Source organism: Paenibacillus provencensis (genome assembly GCF_042678545.1).
Taxonomy (GTDB): domain Bacteria; phylum Bacillota; class Bacilli; order Paenibacillales; family Paenibacillaceae; genus Paenibacillus; species Paenibacillus provencensis.
This window is the reverse complement of record NZ_JBHTKX010000001.1, coordinates 848,309-865,579: the sequence shown is the minus strand read 5'-3', so window position 1 is coordinate 865,579 and position 17,271 is coordinate 848,309. Positions and strand designations below refer to the sequence as shown.

Annotated in this window: 15 protein-coding genes; 2 read left to right on the top strand and 13 right to left on the bottom strand. The window is 46.4% G+C overall.

Annotated elements, in window-relative coordinates; genetic code table 11:
- Nucleotides 1-23: 23 nt before the first annotated feature.
- From ACFQ3J_RS04065 to ACFQ3J_RS04045, 5 genes are all read right to left on the bottom strand, one after another.
- Nucleotides 24-656, bottom strand: coding sequence for a hypothetical protein (locus tag ACFQ3J_RS04065; protein WP_251581291.1), 633 nt, complete (start codon nucleotides 654-656; stop codon nucleotides 24-26).
- A gap of 16 nt (nucleotides 657-672) precedes the next feature.
- Nucleotides 673-1,008: a hypothetical protein gene (locus tag ACFQ3J_RS04060; protein ID WP_091157361.1), complete on the bottom strand. Its 336-nt coding sequence runs from the start codon at nucleotides 1,006-1,008 to the stop codon at nucleotides 673-675.
- A gap of 421 nt (nucleotides 1,009-1,429) precedes the next feature.
- Nucleotides 1,430-2,587: an NAD(P)/FAD-dependent oxidoreductase gene (locus tag ACFQ3J_RS04055; RefSeq protein WP_091157364.1), complete on the bottom strand. Its 1,158-nt coding sequence runs from the start codon at nucleotides 2,585-2,587 to the stop codon at nucleotides 1,430-1,432.
- A 34-nt stretch (nucleotides 2,588-2,621) separates the two neighbouring features.
- Complete coding sequence (locus ACFQ3J_RS04050; protein WP_251581290.1) at nucleotides 2,622-3,335, bottom strand: methyltransferase domain-containing protein; 714 nt, start codon at nucleotides 3,333-3,335, stop codon at nucleotides 2,622-2,624.
- Nucleotides 3,322-4,476, bottom strand: a complete 1,155-nt coding sequence (locus ACFQ3J_RS04045) for a type III polyketide synthase (protein ID WP_251581289.1) — start codon at nucleotides 4,474-4,476, stop codon at nucleotides 3,322-3,324. Before ACFQ3J_RS04045 ends, ACFQ3J_RS04050 begins: the two co-directional genes overlap by 14 nt.
- Before the next feature lie 290 nt (nucleotides 4,477-4,766).
- Between ACFQ3J_RS04045 and ACFQ3J_RS04040 the strand changes: the two genes are divergently transcribed.
- Nucleotides 4,767-6,116 carry a lytic polysaccharide monooxygenase gene (locus ACFQ3J_RS04040; protein ID WP_251581288.1) on the top strand — a complete coding sequence of 450 codons (1,350 nt, stop codon included), beginning with the start codon at nucleotides 4,767-4,769 and terminating at the stop codon, nucleotides 6,114-6,116.
- Nucleotides 6,117-6,188: 72 nt separating this feature from the next.
- On the opposite strand, the gene ACFQ3J_RS04035 is transcribed toward ACFQ3J_RS04040, so the two are convergent.
- From ACFQ3J_RS04035 to ACFQ3J_RS04020, 4 genes are all read right to left on the bottom strand, one after another.
- Nucleotides 6,189-7,058: an SDR family oxidoreductase gene (locus ACFQ3J_RS04035; RefSeq protein ID WP_091157372.1), complete on the bottom strand. Its 870-nt coding sequence runs from the start codon at nucleotides 7,056-7,058 to the stop codon at nucleotides 6,189-6,191.
- Between the two features lie 220 nt (nucleotides 7,059-7,278).
- The gene (locus tag ACFQ3J_RS04030) at nucleotides 7,279-8,631 is read right to left on the bottom strand and encodes a cation:dicarboxylate symporter family transporter (RefSeq protein WP_251581287.1); all 1,353 of its coding nucleotides are present in this window, start codon (nucleotides 8,629-8,631) and stop codon (nucleotides 7,279-7,281) included.
- Between the two features lie 273 nt (nucleotides 8,632-8,904).
- Entirely contained in the window at nucleotides 8,905-9,258 is a 354-nt protein-coding gene (locus ACFQ3J_RS04025) for a hypothetical protein (protein WP_251581286.1), read from the bottom strand.
- Between the two features lie 163 nt (nucleotides 9,259-9,421).
- Nucleotides 9,422-10,201: an AraC family transcriptional regulator gene (locus tag ACFQ3J_RS04020; RefSeq protein WP_170862421.1), complete on the bottom strand. Its 780-nt coding sequence runs from the start codon at nucleotides 10,199-10,201 to the stop codon at nucleotides 9,422-9,424.
- A gap of 255 nt (nucleotides 10,202-10,456) precedes the next feature.
- Here ACFQ3J_RS04020 and ACFQ3J_RS04015 point away from each other — a divergent pair, with 255 nt between their 5' ends.
- Nucleotides 10,457-12,988: a pectate lyase family protein gene (locus tag ACFQ3J_RS04015; protein ID WP_251581285.1), complete on the top strand. Its 2,532-nt coding sequence runs from the start codon at nucleotides 10,457-10,459 to the stop codon at nucleotides 12,986-12,988.
- A 140-nt stretch (nucleotides 12,989-13,128) separates the two neighbouring features.
- Here ACFQ3J_RS04015 and ACFQ3J_RS04010 read toward each other — a convergent pair whose 3' ends face one another.
- Genes ACFQ3J_RS04010 through ACFQ3J_RS03995 form a run of 4 tightly spaced genes read right to left on the bottom strand, consistent with a single transcriptional unit; the run spans nucleotide 13,129 to nucleotide 17,266 of the window.
- Complete coding sequence (locus ACFQ3J_RS04010) at nucleotides 13,129-14,235, bottom strand: Gfo/Idh/MocA family protein (protein WP_091157382.1); 1,107 nt, start codon at nucleotides 14,233-14,235, stop codon at nucleotides 13,129-13,131.
- A gap of 36 nt (nucleotides 14,236-14,271) precedes the next feature.
- Entirely contained in the window at nucleotides 14,272-14,994 is a 723-nt protein-coding gene (locus tag ACFQ3J_RS04005) for a ThuA domain-containing protein (RefSeq protein ID WP_091157383.1), read from the bottom strand.
- 42 nt (nucleotides 14,995-15,036) lie between these two features.
- A complete protein-coding gene (locus ACFQ3J_RS04000) occupies nucleotides 15,037-16,200 on the bottom strand; it encodes a Gfo/Idh/MocA family protein (protein ID WP_251581284.1) in 1,164 nt (387 codons plus the stop codon).
- Between the two features lie 4 nt (nucleotides 16,201-16,204).
- Complete coding sequence (locus ACFQ3J_RS03995; protein WP_091159177.1) at nucleotides 16,205-17,266, bottom strand: LacI family DNA-binding transcriptional regulator; 1,062 nt, start codon at nucleotides 17,264-17,266, stop codon at nucleotides 16,205-16,207.
- Nucleotides 17,267-17,271 lie beyond the last annotated feature (5 nt).

Genomic DNA, 17,271 nt, shown 5'->3' with positions numbered 1-17,271 from the left:
TTCCCCCTCAGAACTCAGATTACTTAGATCCAGTCATACTTCTCACTCATCCGCTGATGAAAGGCATGGTCCGGATTCTGCTCGATCACCTTCTGAATGGCCTGCTTCCACGATTTTTGAATATCTGTGGGCTTATCCTTTGTAATGGACTGCTTGCTCATAACATTCTTGAGATAGACCAGATCCTCTTGCAGGCGATCCAAGTCCTTCAAAAGAAGCTGATGTGATTTATGACTCAGGTGATTTGCCGATTCCAACGGCTGCAAGATGTCACTCTCAACATATTGATGATAGTCCTGCAAGAGATTTGCCATCACCCGGGTGGACGCACTGTCTTGCTGCCTGAAAAAGGGCTCCATCTGGGATAACGACCTGCCACCCTGTTCAAGATTACGTGCTGCCTGATCAAGCCGATTCACAACCTGATCTGTCTCCACGAGGTCACCTGTCTTAAGCTTCTCTGTCAAATAAGCAATATCCTCTAACGGCAAAGAGAACCCTTTGCTAACCGCTTCATTCCATAACCTTTCGTTCGTTTCCGTTTGCGCCTCCTTGTAGTCCAAAAGGCTAATATTCAGCGCTGCGCTCGAAACGAGCAGGATCGATAGCAATCCTATGATCAGTTTACTCGTCTGTTTTTTCCAAAAATACTTCATATGACTTCCCCCTCACTTAAGACATTCCTGGATGTTTGTAGTACTCAATCATCTTAATGAACTGTATTGAATAAGCATTCTCCACCTCGTTAAGAGAATACAATTTCCCTTCCAACTCTTTAAGTGCAAACACATAATCATGTCTGACATCATCCATTGCCGGTTTGCCTATGTATTGGCCCTCGTAATCTTTAAATTGGTCCTTAAATGCGGTGTCAAACATCAATCGATGCTTAAATGATGCGTGCACAAAAGCGTTAACCAGCACCAAAGTATTGTCAGTCTTGTCGATGACAAGGTAAATATTGCCGCGATTATCCTCAATAAGATCTTTATTGATTTGAATATCCATCTTGTCCGCTCCCTTTCTTTCATCTATATTTTCTCTTAATAAACAGCTAAAGTTATTTTGAAATCATTTGATTTAGTTAATATTAATCATCATACCAGTTATTCTCATTTAATTAAATACTTGAATTAATATGATTCTCATCAAAAAGCTGCTAAAATTTTGATTCTTCCATGTCGAAAAATATAGATTTGTGCGATTGCCCGAGAAATAATTCATGAAGCCGCCTTTTTTAACCACCTCTACTCCCGTATTGCTGCAAAAATTAGCTATTGGAGTCTTAATTGTGAATTGTCATCTACTTTGAATTTTTCAGATGTTGTATTTACCGAATAAATTCTCTGAAATTTATTACTCTAACACAACTACACCAATAACAAACCCAGCTTATTTATAAGACTGGGTTTGACTCTTCATGATAAATTTAGCGATGGATGCCCATTTCGGACAGTCGTGTCGCCTTAACGAGATAGGAAGCCAGGCTCGGAAACAATTTCGCTGCACCGGGATATAGACGATTGGTCTTGGCAAAAGCCAGCTTATGAATACGTTTAGCCCGTTTCAACAGCTTGCCAAAATGATGATTAGCCTCCAAAGTATACTCGCTCTGCCACTCTTCATAAGCAATCTCAGATCTTAGGTATCTATCCGTTACAGCCGAGCAGATCATAGAAGATCTTAAGGCGATAGACATGCCGTCACCACATAAAGGAGGGATCACCATTAGCGCATCTCCAATATGGGGGAAGATCGACCACGGCTCGGGAACAGAAGATAATTTGACGGGAGCAATGGATACTTGCGTTCCTTCGACTGGGGAGCCTGCGCTCAGCCTGGCTGACAGCTTCTCATTATCCTGAGATGCTGCCTGCAATATATCGGATACGGACTTGCCAATACGCTGAACGGTTGTCAGCGGGAACAGCCCAGCGACATTCGCCTTCTCTCCTCCTTCAATTGGAGAAATTCCAACATAGCCGCCTTCACAGAAATACAGCTCGACCCGAGGTTCTGTCTTGATTCCTGTATAGTGGGATTTGACGCCGACATAAACTTCCGAATTATGGGGGGAATCCATTTCCACACCTTGAACAAACTTGGGTCTAGGAATTCCATAAGCGCCAATAACGGACTTGGCATGATAATGAACAACATCCTTTCCCTGTCTTACGGAAACACGATAGCTGTTATCATCAAGCTGTACAATATCCAGCACCACAGCTTTTGTTACAATGCTTGTACCGGCCTCGACTGCTTTTTGATGCAGCATCATGTCCAGCTCATATCGGCTGATTCCCCAAGCCTTGCCTGGAAGGGGTGAATCGATCTCGCCTCCATTTGCCATGATGATCTTTGCACTGTCCATCACGCTGGGCTCCACTTGAAATGCGAACGGATCAACACCCACATAAGCCAGCATCTCTAACGTTTCTGGTGACATGAACTCCCCGCATGTTTTATGTCTCGGAAATGCTTTGCGGTCTAACAAAACCGTGTCATGTCCCCTGCCTGCAAGCTGAACAGCACATGCACTTCCCGCAATCCCTGCTCCTATAACAATGACATCCACCTGTTTATCCACATGCCTCACCTTCCCCTTTTCTGTTTCGGCTCCCTTACTGTCTCGGGATAATTACGGCATATCGGAACAAAGGCTTCCAGTTATAGGACATGGAGTGATGGTTAAGCTGTTTCTGCAGCTCCTTCCAGTCCGAGCCTTTGAATCCTTTCGCAACGGATAGCGGTCCATCATGCCGTATATAACGATTTCTCGAGATGATCCGTGTTGTAATCCATACCGCAGTATAGGAAACGGTATGCCTGTGAATATCATTGATAACAACCCCGTATATGGACGCACGAAGCATATGGGATACGATCTCAACGAGCTTCTCTCCGTCAAAATGATGTACGAACTGGGAGCCTGTGACGATATCAGCTGATGCGTCCGGCAGGTCACATACATCGGCCTGCAGTACCGTCACTCTGTTCTCTCCCTTGAATAGGGCCCTCGCTTCATCACATGCTTCTGTTGTCATATCTACGAGTGTAATACTCAGCTGGATACCCCGTTCATCCGCCCAGCGAAGTAGCTTGCGGTTCACGTCTCCTGACCCTGCACCAACATCCAGGATCGACAAGGTGTCCGGCCTGCCCATCTCCTTCCACAGCTTCTCAACTCCATATTTTGTTGGACCTGGAGCCGCGAATATTTTATTTAATCTCCTTAAATGCTTAAGCGCTTCGGTCAGCTCCGCTCCGCCTAACGAGAAATCATCCATCAATTCTTCTTCCTTCGCTCTTCGATCCAGCCTCCTAAAGATAGACATGATCTGCCTCTACGGATGAAGAAGTGTACGATGGAACATAGGTGAACCTCATAAGCTCAGCGGTTAACCCGGGGCCAAACGCCATCGCCACGCCTTCTGCTGTCTCACGCTTCAGAGATCTCAGTTCGCTGCGCATCGCATCCAGCACAAACATAATGGTTACAGAAGACAGGTTACCGTAATCTTTCAAGATGTCCCTGCTGAATTTCGTCTGATCGTCACGAAGTCTGAGCACTTCCTGAACAGAATCCACAATCCCTCTGCCACCAGGATGAATTGCATATAATTCGGGCTGCTGTGCACCTTCCAGCAGATAATCCATTTCCTTGGCTAGATGGGTTCCGAGCAGTTTGGGGATTCGCGGTGAGAGATACAGATCAAAGCCAGTGTTCCCAACATCCCATGTCATATCCTCCGCACAATCCGGCAAAAGAACCGAGTACCCCTTACCTAGCTGATAGTAATGCTGATGCTGTTCTTCTGCCATCCCCACTACGCATGAAGAAGCTCCATCTCCGAAGAACGAAGCTGCAAACAGCGCTTCCCGTTCCATTACTGGCTGAAAATGAAGTGTACATAGCTCCACACATACAACGAGCACTTTGGCATTTGGGGTACCCTGCACTACATCCCTTCCAGCTTGAATTGCCCTCAGTCCTGCCGCACAGCCTTGAAAGATCAGAGGGATACGTGTCGTCCGGGGGGATAAGCCCAAATGCTTCATCAGCAGCACATCAAGCCCAGGTAAGAATTGTCCGGTACAACTGACGGTAATTAGATGCGTAATTGCCTCAGGTGTTGTATTAGAATCTTTAAGTGCTTTTTCCGCGGCCTGGATGCCAAGCGGAACCGCTTCTTTTTTATATGTATTCATGCGTTCTCCCGTAGTTGGAGCCTCACGATCCTGATTAGAAGGCAGATACTCACAATCTTCCGGGTTCCCTGTAAAGCCCGGTTCACATGTATATCTCATCTCAACACCGCAGGATCTAAATATTCTTCTCGCAAAACGAACCAGCTCTGGCTTCTCGCCTAGTGAAGATTCTATCAGCTTGGCTGCATCTGTCTGTGACAGAGAATGAGCAGGTAGTGCAGTCCCCAGTCCTATTATGGAAATTCGTGAGTTCAACACATCGTTCATACCATTTTTCCTCCTGATTTTTCATATATGCTTGAGAATTGAGTCGTTTTTTTCAAACCCAGGGTTTAGTACACGCCATCCATTAATCTATATTTTGTTGGCAACGTACTTTTTAACCAAATTTAATTACATTAAATGTTAATAAAGCGGTCATTTTTGTGGTATTCTTTATATTTTTATCCCCTGTTTTGAAACTATTTACCCTTACCAATTGATTTGGAATCTTTAAAATGAAGAAGTAGGAGGCGGAATTTGATCGCCAAACCGCACATTTTGAGGAGGGAATGGTTATGATGGAAAATGGATTGGTTATGAGGAAGAACTTCCACGTTCGTTTGCTGCTTGGAATCTTGTTCGCGTTTATCACTTGCCTAATTGCTGCAGAAGTTGCTTCAGCTCACGGTTACATAAGTGCTCCGCAAAGCCGGGCCTATCTCTGCAAGCTTGGACAGAATACAAACTGCGGCAACGTACAGTATGAGCCACAATCCTTAGAAGCAAAAGGTAACTTCCCAGCAGGGGGGCCTGCCGACGGACAGATCTCAGGAGCCGGAATCTTCCCACAAATGAATGAGCAGTCTCCTACTCGCTGGACGAAGGTCAACATGAACACAGGACCAAACACATTTACTTGGACGCTTACAGCCGCTCATGCGACTGCGGAATGGAAATACTACATTACTAAACCAGGCTGGGATCAGAGCAAAGCACTTGCACGTTCCGATATTGAGTTGTTCTGTTCCATTGATGACGGTGGTAAAAGACCAGACTATACTGTGACACATTCTTGTAATATTCCTTCGGACCGCAGCGGCTACCATCTTATTCTTGCCGTTTGGGAAATCGCAGATACAGGAAACGCATTTTATAATACGATTGATGTGAACTTGAATGGCGGCGGAGGAAACCCTGGCGATACGACAGCTCCATCAGCACCAAGCGGTCTTCATTCCATGGGTGTCACATCAACTTCGGTTTCCTTGATGTGGTCAGCTTCAACTGACAATGTAGGAGTTACTGGATATGAAATTTATAGAGGCACGTCTTTGGTAGGCACCGTATCCGGTTCTACATTGACTTACAATGCGACCGGTCTTACGGCAAACAGCAGCTACACCTTTACTGTAAAAGCGAAGGATGCAGCGGGCAATCAATCAGCAGCAAGCAACGTATTAAGTGTAACCACTTCTGGTGCTGGCACTCCTGATACTAATGCGCCTACCGCACCAAGCGGATTGCATTCTATGGGCGTTACAGCAAGCTCGGTCTCCCTAATGTGGTCAGCTTCTACTGATAACACAGCAGTTACCGGATATGAAATCTACAGAGGTTCAACAAAAGTAGCTACAGTATCTGGTACAACATTGGAATACAACGTAACAGGACTCTCCGCTGGCACCAGCTATTCCTTTACAGTCAAAGCCATCGATGCTGCCGGCAATGTATCTGCTGCAAGCAATACACTAACCATCTCCACCTCTTCACCTTCGACGACAGCACCAGAATGGACGCCTGGCACAGCCTATAAAGTGAATGATCTTGTCACCTACAACGGGGTTGTATACAAATGTCGTCAAGCGCATACCGCTCTGACAGGATGGGAGCCAGCAACAACATTAGCTCTTTGGATCGCAAACTAACAAGGATTCTGTGAAATACTTGCTATAACATAACAAAGCTCCTGTCTCTCAGGAGCTTTGTTGACTTTTTCCCTATAGTCCTTGTTCCTTTGCATACCTGCCCCAATGAGGACGACTACCATCCCGGTCTATAAAGTCATACTCTTCAGACAATCCCCATGAGCTAAGTGCAAGACCAGTCTTCTCATGCACCTTGGGATCTGCCGCGAGACACGCCGCTGCCTTGCCTACATAATCAGGTGTTTCTGAAGCAATAAAATGAGGCTCTGTGCGTACAGCATCCCTCCAATTCTCTTCAGTTACGCCGAAGTAATCCAGCATGGCTTCTGAACGCAAAAAACCCGGGGTAAGCGCGAGTGCTGTTACGTTATGCGGCTTCAATTCCTCAGCCATGGCCTTTGCCAGATGAATAACTGATACTTTGGCTAAGCTGTAATATAGATTACCCCGATATCTATCATCGACACCGTCCGTTATTTCAATAATCAAACCCTGCTTCCTTGCCACCATAAGCGGTGCTCCAAATTTGCTTGTGATCATATGCGAATGGACTGCCCGCTTCTGCATCATTAATCCGTCCTCCAAGGAGTGCTCCCAGAAGGCTTTGGACCAATCTGTCAGCGGATCACCTCCCCATACGTCATTCACGAGTATATCGAGCCTGCCTTCTCTTTCACGGGCGACCCTCTCAAACAACCTCTCCACCTGCTCGGGATCTGTATGATCGACCTGGACCGCAATACCAATCCCGCCTGCCTGTGTCACCAGCTCCGCAGTTTCTTCAATTGTTTCCGATCGGTTCATGTCCGATTTATCCTGGCGAGTAGTTCTTCCCGTACAATACACTACGGCACCGCTCGCTCCTAGCTGAACGGCAATGGCCCTTCCTGCCCCCCGTGTGGCACCCGCTACAACCGCTACCTTGCCATTTAATGCTGTCACTTATCCATTCACTCCTCTGGTGTTCCTATCTCATCCTCAGGACTTATTCTGTCCTTCCTTCTTATTGTAAATGTGAAATATGACAATACCTGTCGTAGTTGCAAAAGAAATTGATTCAGTTATAACAGACCAAAAAAAACCGCTGTAAAGGATATATCATTCCCTTACAGCGGATTATAGATATCACACCTTACACGCGGCTTCTACTATATTTCTGGTATTACTCTACTTCCAATTTTCTAGCCGCAGATAGATCAGTGACAGCCGGTGCAGGAGATACCCCCTCTTCCAAGATTAATCCTGACTTCATCACCTGTACAGCTTGTTTTTTATCCAGAAGTCCTTCCCATCTTGCAACGACAAACGTCGCAACGGCATAACCGATCAAGTTAATTGTCGTGCGAAAGTTCCCCATAATCCGATCTGGTGCCAGCATCAACGCAACAGCCGCGATAGGAATGAAGCCCGTACTTACAGCCGTTGCAGATAAGGCAACAAATGCGGAACCTGGAATACCCGCCATGCCCTTGGATGTAAGCAGCAGCACACCAAGGAGTACCAGCTGCTCATACAAGCCGAGATCCGTTCCTGTGGCTTGGGCCAAAAACACAAGCGCCAGTGACAAATAAATAGAGGCCCCGTCAAGGTTAAAGGAATAACCTGTTGGCACAACCAAGCCTACGACTGATCGCTCACAGCCCGCCTTTTCCAGCTTCGTCATCAATTGCGGCATAACGGCTTCGGTGGATCCGGTAGCAAATGAGAATATGATTTCCTCACGAATCAGTTTAATGACTCCCCACAACCCAATCCCTACAAAAAGTCGCATAATGACTTCAAGAACAAGCAGAAAAATGATACATGCCACCGCCATGGCCAAGAACAGCTTGCCGAAGGAGAGCAGAGTTTGCATCCCATATTGACTTACTGCATAAGCCATCGCTCCAAAGGTCGCAATAACGGTTAGCTTCATAATGAAGCCCATGATTTGAAAAATAACTTTGCTGACATGATCCAACAGATCAATCAGAAATTCCGATGTCCTTCCTCCGATTCGAACGAGTGCGAAACCGAATAAACAAGAGACGAGCAGTACCTGCAGCATGGCATTGGAAGCAAAAGCCGAAACCACACTCTCCGGAATAATGTTCATGAAGAATTCGGTCCCCGTTGGCAGCTCTGAATTCTTCGTTGCTTGGCCAACCTGGTCTACGGACAAGCTTGCAGGGTCAACATTCATCCCTTGACCTGGCTTCATGACATTTGCAGCTACTAAACCGATAATTAGAGCAATGGTCGTAACCACCTCGAAATAGATCAATGCCTTACCGCCAATTCTGCCAACCGTTTTAATGTTCCCTACCTTTGCTATGCCCAGCACTACAACGACGAACACAAGCGGTGATATGATCATTTTAATCAATTTGATAAAACCGTCACCGAGTGGCTTAAGTGCTATTCCAAAGGATGGCCAGAAATAACCAACAGCAATTCCAAGTACTATGGCCATCATAATTTGAAAAAAGAGTCCTTTATAAAAAGGCTTCCGCTCCATCGTTTGTGTAATCTCCACAACAACGCCCCCATATCCATCCAGTTATTTTTTTATAACTATAAGTTGAGCGAGATGTTGCGTCAATTTATCTAACACAATTTTGGAGGAATGCTGATTTAATGAAAATAAACTAGGCACGCTACACAAAAATGCAAGTATATTATATGTTTTATGGTAATTAATGGTACGTAATTGTCATTCGCGTTACATTCACTACCATCGTCAATTGCCACCAAAAAACCGGATCGCATATGCAATCCGGCTTTATCCATCAGATCTATATTTTCACTATTATTTTGAAGGGTGATGCTTCCTATTCACAATAGACTCCAGCTTCTGGGAGATCATGACTCGTTCATGTTTCAACTCCCATATTCGTTCCGTTACTTTAGCCTTCTCCGCTTCGTCCTTCTCCCAACTTAACTGCTTAAATAGTGACAACAGCTCGTCGTTAAGCGCATCAAATTGAATCCATAATTCATTTCGCAGCACCGGAGTATCCTTGTTCGTCTCCTGCTCTGTATAAGTCTTCATCAGATTTATGATTTCTTGCTGCCAGTCTTTGTCATCAATTCGGATCGCATAATTCAGGAGATCCAAATAATCATCTATTTGTAATGAATTTGTCATGCGTTGTATTGTCATGATTGATCCAGCGTCTCCTTTACACTCTTTTACCGAGTATTATACTAGGTTTTATGAGAATTTCAAGAGGTCAATTGATCTTCTTGTAAAATTACGAATGAATCTACTCTGTGTGTCTGTTGTTCATTCTAATCTGATTTGATTCACTCCTATGTAATATACCTCACATATATGCCTGACGCCGGAATTCATTAGGGGTAACCCCGTATTCCTTTTTGAAGACGCGGTAAAAAGAACGAAGACTGCTAAATCCTGAATCAAAAGCGATATCCGTTACGGCATCTGTCGTTGATCGCAGCAACATATGAGCAAAAGCCGCTCGCAGGCCATTGATATAATTACGGAAGGAAACATGGAACTGCTCTGAGAAGATTCGAGAAATAAGATACTTACTAATGACGAGTTCTTTTTCAAGAATATCTAATGTAAGGGGTTCCAAAAAATGACGATCTATATAAGCTAGAATTTTCTGAATTTCATCGACTTCTTTCAAATAATCCACCTTCCTTAACGACAGTAACGGCATAGCATGTCCCAGAATGACTGAGGTATACGCCTTCAGCAGGCGCTGCTCACCCTGTTCTTCATAAAGATGGTATAACGTCCACATGACTTGAGTCAGCAATTCATTCTTTCTAATCAAGGGACGACTCGGAGCATAATGAAGCAAATCTCCTGTATAGTCCCCCGGAAAAGCAGCATCGAAAAACATGAGCATCATTTCGCTATGCTCGGTGGTCTGGTAGCTGTGAGGCTGATTAGGAAAAATAACGATCAAGTCTCCTGCTGTGAGCAAATACGTGTCACGATTGACGTTAGCTTGAATACTTCCCGACAGAAGCATGGCAATCTCGACATTCTTGTGCAAATGAAGCGGATAAGTGTTATTCCTGGATATAAATGAATGGAATTGCTGGTCACGATGCTGATATTTAATCTTCATACACGATCCCTCCAAGCCAGTATAGAAGACGCAGCTGCACATTCTGCATTTCACGCTAAAAAGAACATAATATGTGTTTGCTCCTTTAGACAAGAGAAAAGATCAATTTTTGGCAAGAAAGTGCAAAATTGTGGCAGGTAAATATTTTCCAAAAGTCTTAAAGTATATAGTTGTAAGGATGATCCGTAAGGAGGAGTGAATTCGCATAGGTAAGCTGCTGACTATTAAAATGAATTGAAGGGAGAAAACAGGCAGATGAAATGGAATCATAAGCGATTCAAAGGAATGATGTCTATTGGTTTGAGTTTTTCGGTAGCGCTTTCAATTATGGGTGTCCAGCCCCCTTCTGCGGCCATGGCACTTGAGACGGGTAAGAAGCCCGTTCCTGATGCCTCTGTCCTCGCGTTTCCAGGTGCAGAAGGCGGCGGTGCCTATGCTACTGGAGGTCGGGGCGGAGATGTTTACATTGTAACCAATCTAGATGATTATAAGGAAAATGAAGAGCCGATCGCCGGTTCACTAAGATACGGTATTTTATCCACACCACAGGAAGGACGCACAATTGTCTTCCATGTATCCGGCACAATTGAGCTTGAGAGCTCCTTAAGATTAAATAATATTAAAAATTTGACGATAGCTGGTCAAACTGCACCTGGAAACGGCATTACCATTGCAGGCTGGGATACGAACATCAGCAATTCAGAGAACATCATCATCCGTTACCTATCCTTCCGACCGGGTGCTGCAAATGTATTTAATGGCAGTGATTCAATGGACGCCCTATGGGGCAGAGACAATAACCAATTTATTATCGATCATTGCTCCTTTAGCTGGAACACTGATGAGACCTTGTCGTTATATCGGGGTGAGAATGGTACTGTTCAATGGTCCATCATCTCCGAAAGTCTGACTCTATCCGGGCATTCCAAAGGAAGACATGGCTATGGAGGAATAGCCGGCGGTGACAAAACAACATTCCATCACAATCTGTACACAAGTCATACGTCCAGAAACCCAAGACTTGGCGGTGGCTATGCAGGTATAGCGGATAAAGAACACGTGGCCGTTGTTCAATTTGCTAATAATGTAATCTACAATTGGGGCTTTAATGGCACTTACGGTGGAGGCTTCAATTTCACAAACTTCATGAACAATATTGAAATCGCAGGCCCTGGAACCAGGGATAATGTAACGGATAGAGTCATTGATGCAGGCGAATCCGGCAAGCTGGGCGGTTTCTATATTTCAGGTAATCAGATCAACGGCAAGCTCACAGGCTGGCTGGACGGTTCATCGACTTATGTAAAAAGCTCGGGTGATCCAAGCGGAGATCAGTTAACGACATTTGTAACCGAGCCTTATTTATCCGCGGACAGCACCGGTGTTAATCATGGCGTTACAAACAATGGCTTTGACAACCATGTCCTCCATGGAGTCGTCGATGCCAATGGACAATTGCTGAACACCATTCTACGTCAGGCTGGAGCAACGTATCCCCGCCGTGATGCAATTGATGCTCGTATTGTAGCCGAAGTGGAACAAGGACTCGGAAGATATATCAATACGGAGCACGAGGTTGGCGGATATGTAACCGACTTTGGTGTCGTTGAAGAGCAGCATCCTGATCAGTATGACTCCAATCTTAACGGAATGGAGGACAAATGGGAGAAGAAAAACAAGATCTGGGGTATGAAGGATGCATATAAGACCGTTACTCGCTCAGGTTATACTTGGCTCGAGCTGTATATAAACAGCCTGGGCGATATGAAGCATGTTGCGGAAAACCCTGAAGCCAAGCTTCAAGCACCTTCAAATAATGAACAATTTAAACTGGGCGAACCCATTCAAGTTAGAATCAAGGCTTCCTCCAAATTCAAGAACAAAATCAAGAAAGTCGCCATATATAAGGGATCTGAGTATCTTGGAGACGCAGTGAAGAGAGGAAATATGTATCAGTACACGATCAAGGGACTGGGCGATGCTTCTTACTTTATTTCTGCCCGAGTGACGGATTCAGAAGGTAATGAGACACAAACGACGGCTGCCAACATTCATGTGAATACGAGCGCACACACCCTTGCGGAGGCGGGTTGGTCTTCGAAGGACATTGGTTCACCAGACCTCAGAGGCTCGGGAAGCCTATCGGGTGGTACCCTGACGGTAAAAGGGAATGGGAAGCTGGGCGTAAGCGAAGGCAGCAGTGAACGGTCACCTGAGCGGGATGCTGCGAAGGATGATTTTCAATTTGTATACAAGAAGATGACCGGGGATATGGAGCTCACCGCAAAATTGGAAGACATCGGTTCAATCGATAACCATGCTTTTACCGGACTCATGATTCGAGATGATCTCACTATAGACAGTTCGGCGGCAGCGCTTGGTCTGTCTTGGGTGAAGCTATCAAAAGACACCAGCTGGTCAGCTTATCTGGCTGGAAGAAACCAGTCAGGAGCCGATTTTGATGAGCTGACAGAGACGCTGGATAGTCCGGCTGCAGCTGAAAATGCCGGTATTCAACTGCTCGCCGATATCCCTTTCAAGATAAATGGTGACTTACAAGGATACTGGCTCAAGCTAGGGCGTAAAGGAGATGCCTTCTACGCATATGGCTCCACAAATGGAACCGATTGGACCAAGATCGGTGAGAAGACGGTCGTCATGCAAGACTCGATCTATGTTGGCTTTGCGGTAGACAGTAATGATGTTGCAAATGATATTGAACAGTTGAATTATGCAAAGTTCTCTAATCTTACTTTGACAGAGGGTTTTAATCCCCTAGCTGACTAGTCGTTTACGTTAACCTATCCTCTGAAAATTGTCCTATTCATTAGCGCCGGGTGTGAGCTACAAGCCCGGCGCTTTTCTTGGTAGAGCAAATAGCCGCAGTTAAGCGGCTATCATGGACATATATTTTTGTAGCAGGATGATTAGCTATCCAGCGTATACAGCGGCAAATCTGCAGGAAGTGAAGCCGGACGTTTACAAGTGCTCTTCATCGTGTAGTGCTGACCGTCGTCCGAGGCGTCATGGAAGGCCCACATAGCTTCAAGAACATGATAGGCCAGTTCACCGCTGGCCCGGTGCTCACGTCCACTTCGAATGGCATACGCCATATCTGCCGGACCAATTCCCCGTGTGTTCTGATCGTATCCTGGCAAGAGCTCGACCTCTTCCCAATCCTTCTCTCCAATGCGCTTCAGCAATACAGGGCCGCCAAACGTATTCGGATCCGGCACACGAAGCGTTCCTTCCGTCCCGTAAATCTCGATATTAGGGAGCTGGCTTCCTCCAAAAATATCAAAGCTGGTTACAATGGTGCCGATGGCTCCTTGCTCAAACCGAAGTAGACCTGCTACATGGGTAGGAATCTCCACCTTGATCTTCTGACCGAATTTCTTCTCGCTGCTTATGGTGCGTTCGTCAAGTGCCTTGCCCGTCATCCCCGTAATACTCGAGATCGGACCCAGCAACTGAATAAGTGCAGTCAGATAATAAGGGCCCATATCAAACATCGGGCCTCCCCCTTTGGCATAATAAAACTCAGGGTCCGGATGCCAGAATTCATGACCGCGGCTCATCATAAAGGCTGTCGCAGCTACAGGCGTGCCGATCAGACCCTCTTCAATTAATTTTAGTGACGTTTGGATGCCCGTGCCAAAGAAGGTTTCGGGTGCAGAACCAACGAGAAGTCCCTTCTCCCTCGCCGCCTGCAGCACTGCGGCTCCCTCTTCCCGGGTAACCGCTAGAGGCTTCTCGACATAAACATGTTTGCCCGCTTCTATTGCTTGCAGACAAACATCCGCATGAACAGCAGGGATCGTCAGATTGATGACAAGCTCAATCTCGGGATCATTCAGCAGTTCCTGAACACTAACCGCTCTGGGTATACCGTATGCCTTGGCCTGCTCTTCTGCTCTTGACAGGTCAAGGTCGGCACAGGCTACCAATTCAAGACATTCGAATTTATTACAGTTTTCCATATAGATACTGCTGATTTTACCGCAGCCGATAATACCTACCTTCACTTTATCCATCGAATGTTGTTCTCCCTTCAACCTGTAAGTCTCGTATTAGATCTGACTATCACCCATACCTGTATATTGTATTGCCTTGCCCTGCTTAGCCGCGGCTGCTTGCTTACCCTCTGCAGCCCACATAAATCCGCGAACCATGATTTCTTTGACCGGTGCCATTTCCACAATATCCGCATGATGTCCAAGCGAATTGTAGAACACTCTGCCTTGCCCCCAGCGCTTCGTCCATACGACAGGCATGTCGACTGCGCCATTCGTAGAATGCGGTCCCTCCACAATTGGGAATCTTGTTGTAGCCAGCACTTCGACAGCCGGGTCAATGTGCAGATAATACTGCTCACTTTTCACTTGGAAATCTTCTATTCCGGCAAGCAGTGTGCTGGAGCTGTTCTTGATATTTACCGTATATTCCACTCCGTCATTGCCCGGGTGTGCTACCCACTGGCCTCCCGTCATAAACTGCCAGTCAACATTCGTGCGGAATGCATCACACATTCCTCCATGCAGTCCTGCAAGGCCAACTCCTGACATGACAGCAGCTGAAACGTTGCTTGCCAGCTCCTTCTCAATCTCGCCCATAGTCCAGCAGGGAATGATGAGATCAAGTGTCTTCAGCTTCTCCGCATCACGATACGCTTCAAGTGTATTCGCGACTTCCACCTCGAAATTTTGCTCGGTCAGCCATGCTTTAAACAATGCCGATACCTGCTCTGGCTCGTGGCCGTCCCAGCCGCCCCATACGATTAGCGCTTTTTTCATCCTGCAACACACTCCTTCATTATTATGGAATCTTACAGTTAACTAAGACATCTCAGACAGTGACACCCAGCGGCGTTCCTCCACCGACCGTTCTACCGCTTCAAGAACCGCCTGGCAGGCAACTCCATCATGGAAGTTCGGTACGGGCTGCCTATTCTCTTCGATCGCATTCATGAATTCAACGACTTCATGAGTAAAGGTGTGATCAAATCCAATCGGATGTCCTGTCGGCCACCAAGCCTCCGCATACTTGTGAACCCCATCTGTCGCCATGACTCGGCGGAAGCCCTGTACATCCTCTGCATCATTCACAAAGTAAACTTCAAGCTCATTCATCCGTTCAAAATCAAACTTTACGCTGCCCAGGCTGCCATTGATTTCAAAGGAATTGGTGCTGCGATGTCCAGCCGCAAAACGAGTTGCCTCAAAACTGCCGATGGCACCGCTTTCAAACCGGGCTAAAAACAGTGTTGCATCATCTACGGTTACAGGTCCTTTTTCCGTATTACTATTGCCCTTCGCTGTAAGTCCTGTCATCTCTGATGCAATCGGACGCTCCTTAATGAAGGTCTCGCTCATACCGATAACTTCTTTAAATTCTCCAACCAAATAACGAGCCATATCAATCAAATGCGCTCCAAGATCGCCATGCGAACCTGAGCCTGCAATTTCCTTCTGAAGTCTCCAGACGAGCGGGAATTCGGGATCCAGGATCCAGTCCTGCAGGAAGTTTGCTCGAAAATGATAAATCTTCCCCAGTCTTCCGCTGTCCACAAGATCCTTGGCGAGCTGAACGGCTGGTGAGAAACGATAGTTAAAGCCAATCATATGCTTGATGCCCGCACTTTCCGCGGTCTCCAGCATTTCACGGGAATCCTTAAGGTTTAAGGCAAGGGGCTTCTCACAGAAGATATGTTTGCCCGCCTGTGCTGCAGCGATGGCAATCTCCTTATGAGCGTCACTTGGCGCATTGATATCGATAAGGTCGATATCCTCTCTAGTGACCAGCTCTCTCCAGTCGGTCACACTCTCCTGCCAGCCGAACTGCTCCTGTGCTTTCTTCACTCCCTTGGGATCACGGCCGCAGATGACAGCCATCTCGGGTTTAACGGTTTTTGGAAAAAACATAGGAACACTGCGATATGCATTGCTGTGTGCCTTACCCATAAATTTATAACCAATCATACCTACGCGAACAGAACTCATGAAATCATCCTCCTGTACGATTTTTGGATGAGGCTCGAACGATTAGTTCGGCTTGTAACAGATATCTGGGATGTTCCTTGAACATCTGGGACCAATTGGACGGATCTTCACATGCCGTCAGCATCAATCGTGCAGCCAGCTCCCCCATTTCATAGAATGGCACTCTTACACTGCTGAGCGGAGGTACACAGATTTCTGCGGAATCCGAATCATCGTAACCGACAATCGCGGGAAAATGCTGCTGATCCGGTAGTAACTCTCGCAGCCTCTGAAGCAGACCGACAGCCATCCGATCATTTGCCACAAAGACAGCATCTACCTGTTCAACCCTCTTCGCAATTTCGTCTCCTATCGCATAACCGCTCCGTCTGCCAAAATTCCCTTCAAATAGAAGCGATTCATCGAGCTCAAGACCTCGCTGCTGAAGCGCTTTCTGAAAGCCCTTGAAGCGATCCAGACTGTTCGAGTACGTGAGCGGCCCGTTCAGAAATGCAATTCTGTGAAGTCCCTGATCGATCAAATGCTGTACAGCCATTCGGCTTCCTTCTTCATGATCCACATCCACTTCCGGGAAATTCTCCCGATCAAAATGCTGGTTGACGACAATAAAAGGATGCCTTGCCTCCCGGAGCTTTCGAAGGGCTTCCCGCTCTCCCGGCTCATCCTTTGCACCGAGCACGATTAGAGCATCTACCTTCTGCATCCGGAAGAATGACACATATTCGGGTGTATCCTCTTCACTGCGAAACAGAACAAGAAGATCATAGCCTTGCTCCCGCACCGTATTTCCCATTCCGCTGAGAATCTCAGAGAAGTAATAACTGGAGAACAGTCGCGCCTTCGGAATATAAGGCAGAACTACGCCCATATTCCCGCTCTTGCGACGGGCAAAGCTGCGCGCGAGATTACTTGGCACATAACCAAGCTGGCTAGCAGCATCCAGTACTTTGATCCGCGTCTCTTCTTTGATAGGACCCACGCCATTCAGTACTCGGGAGACCGTAGCTTCGGATACACCAGCTAAATCAGCAACTTCTCTTCGTGTTGCAATAATAGATCCACTCATTTCCA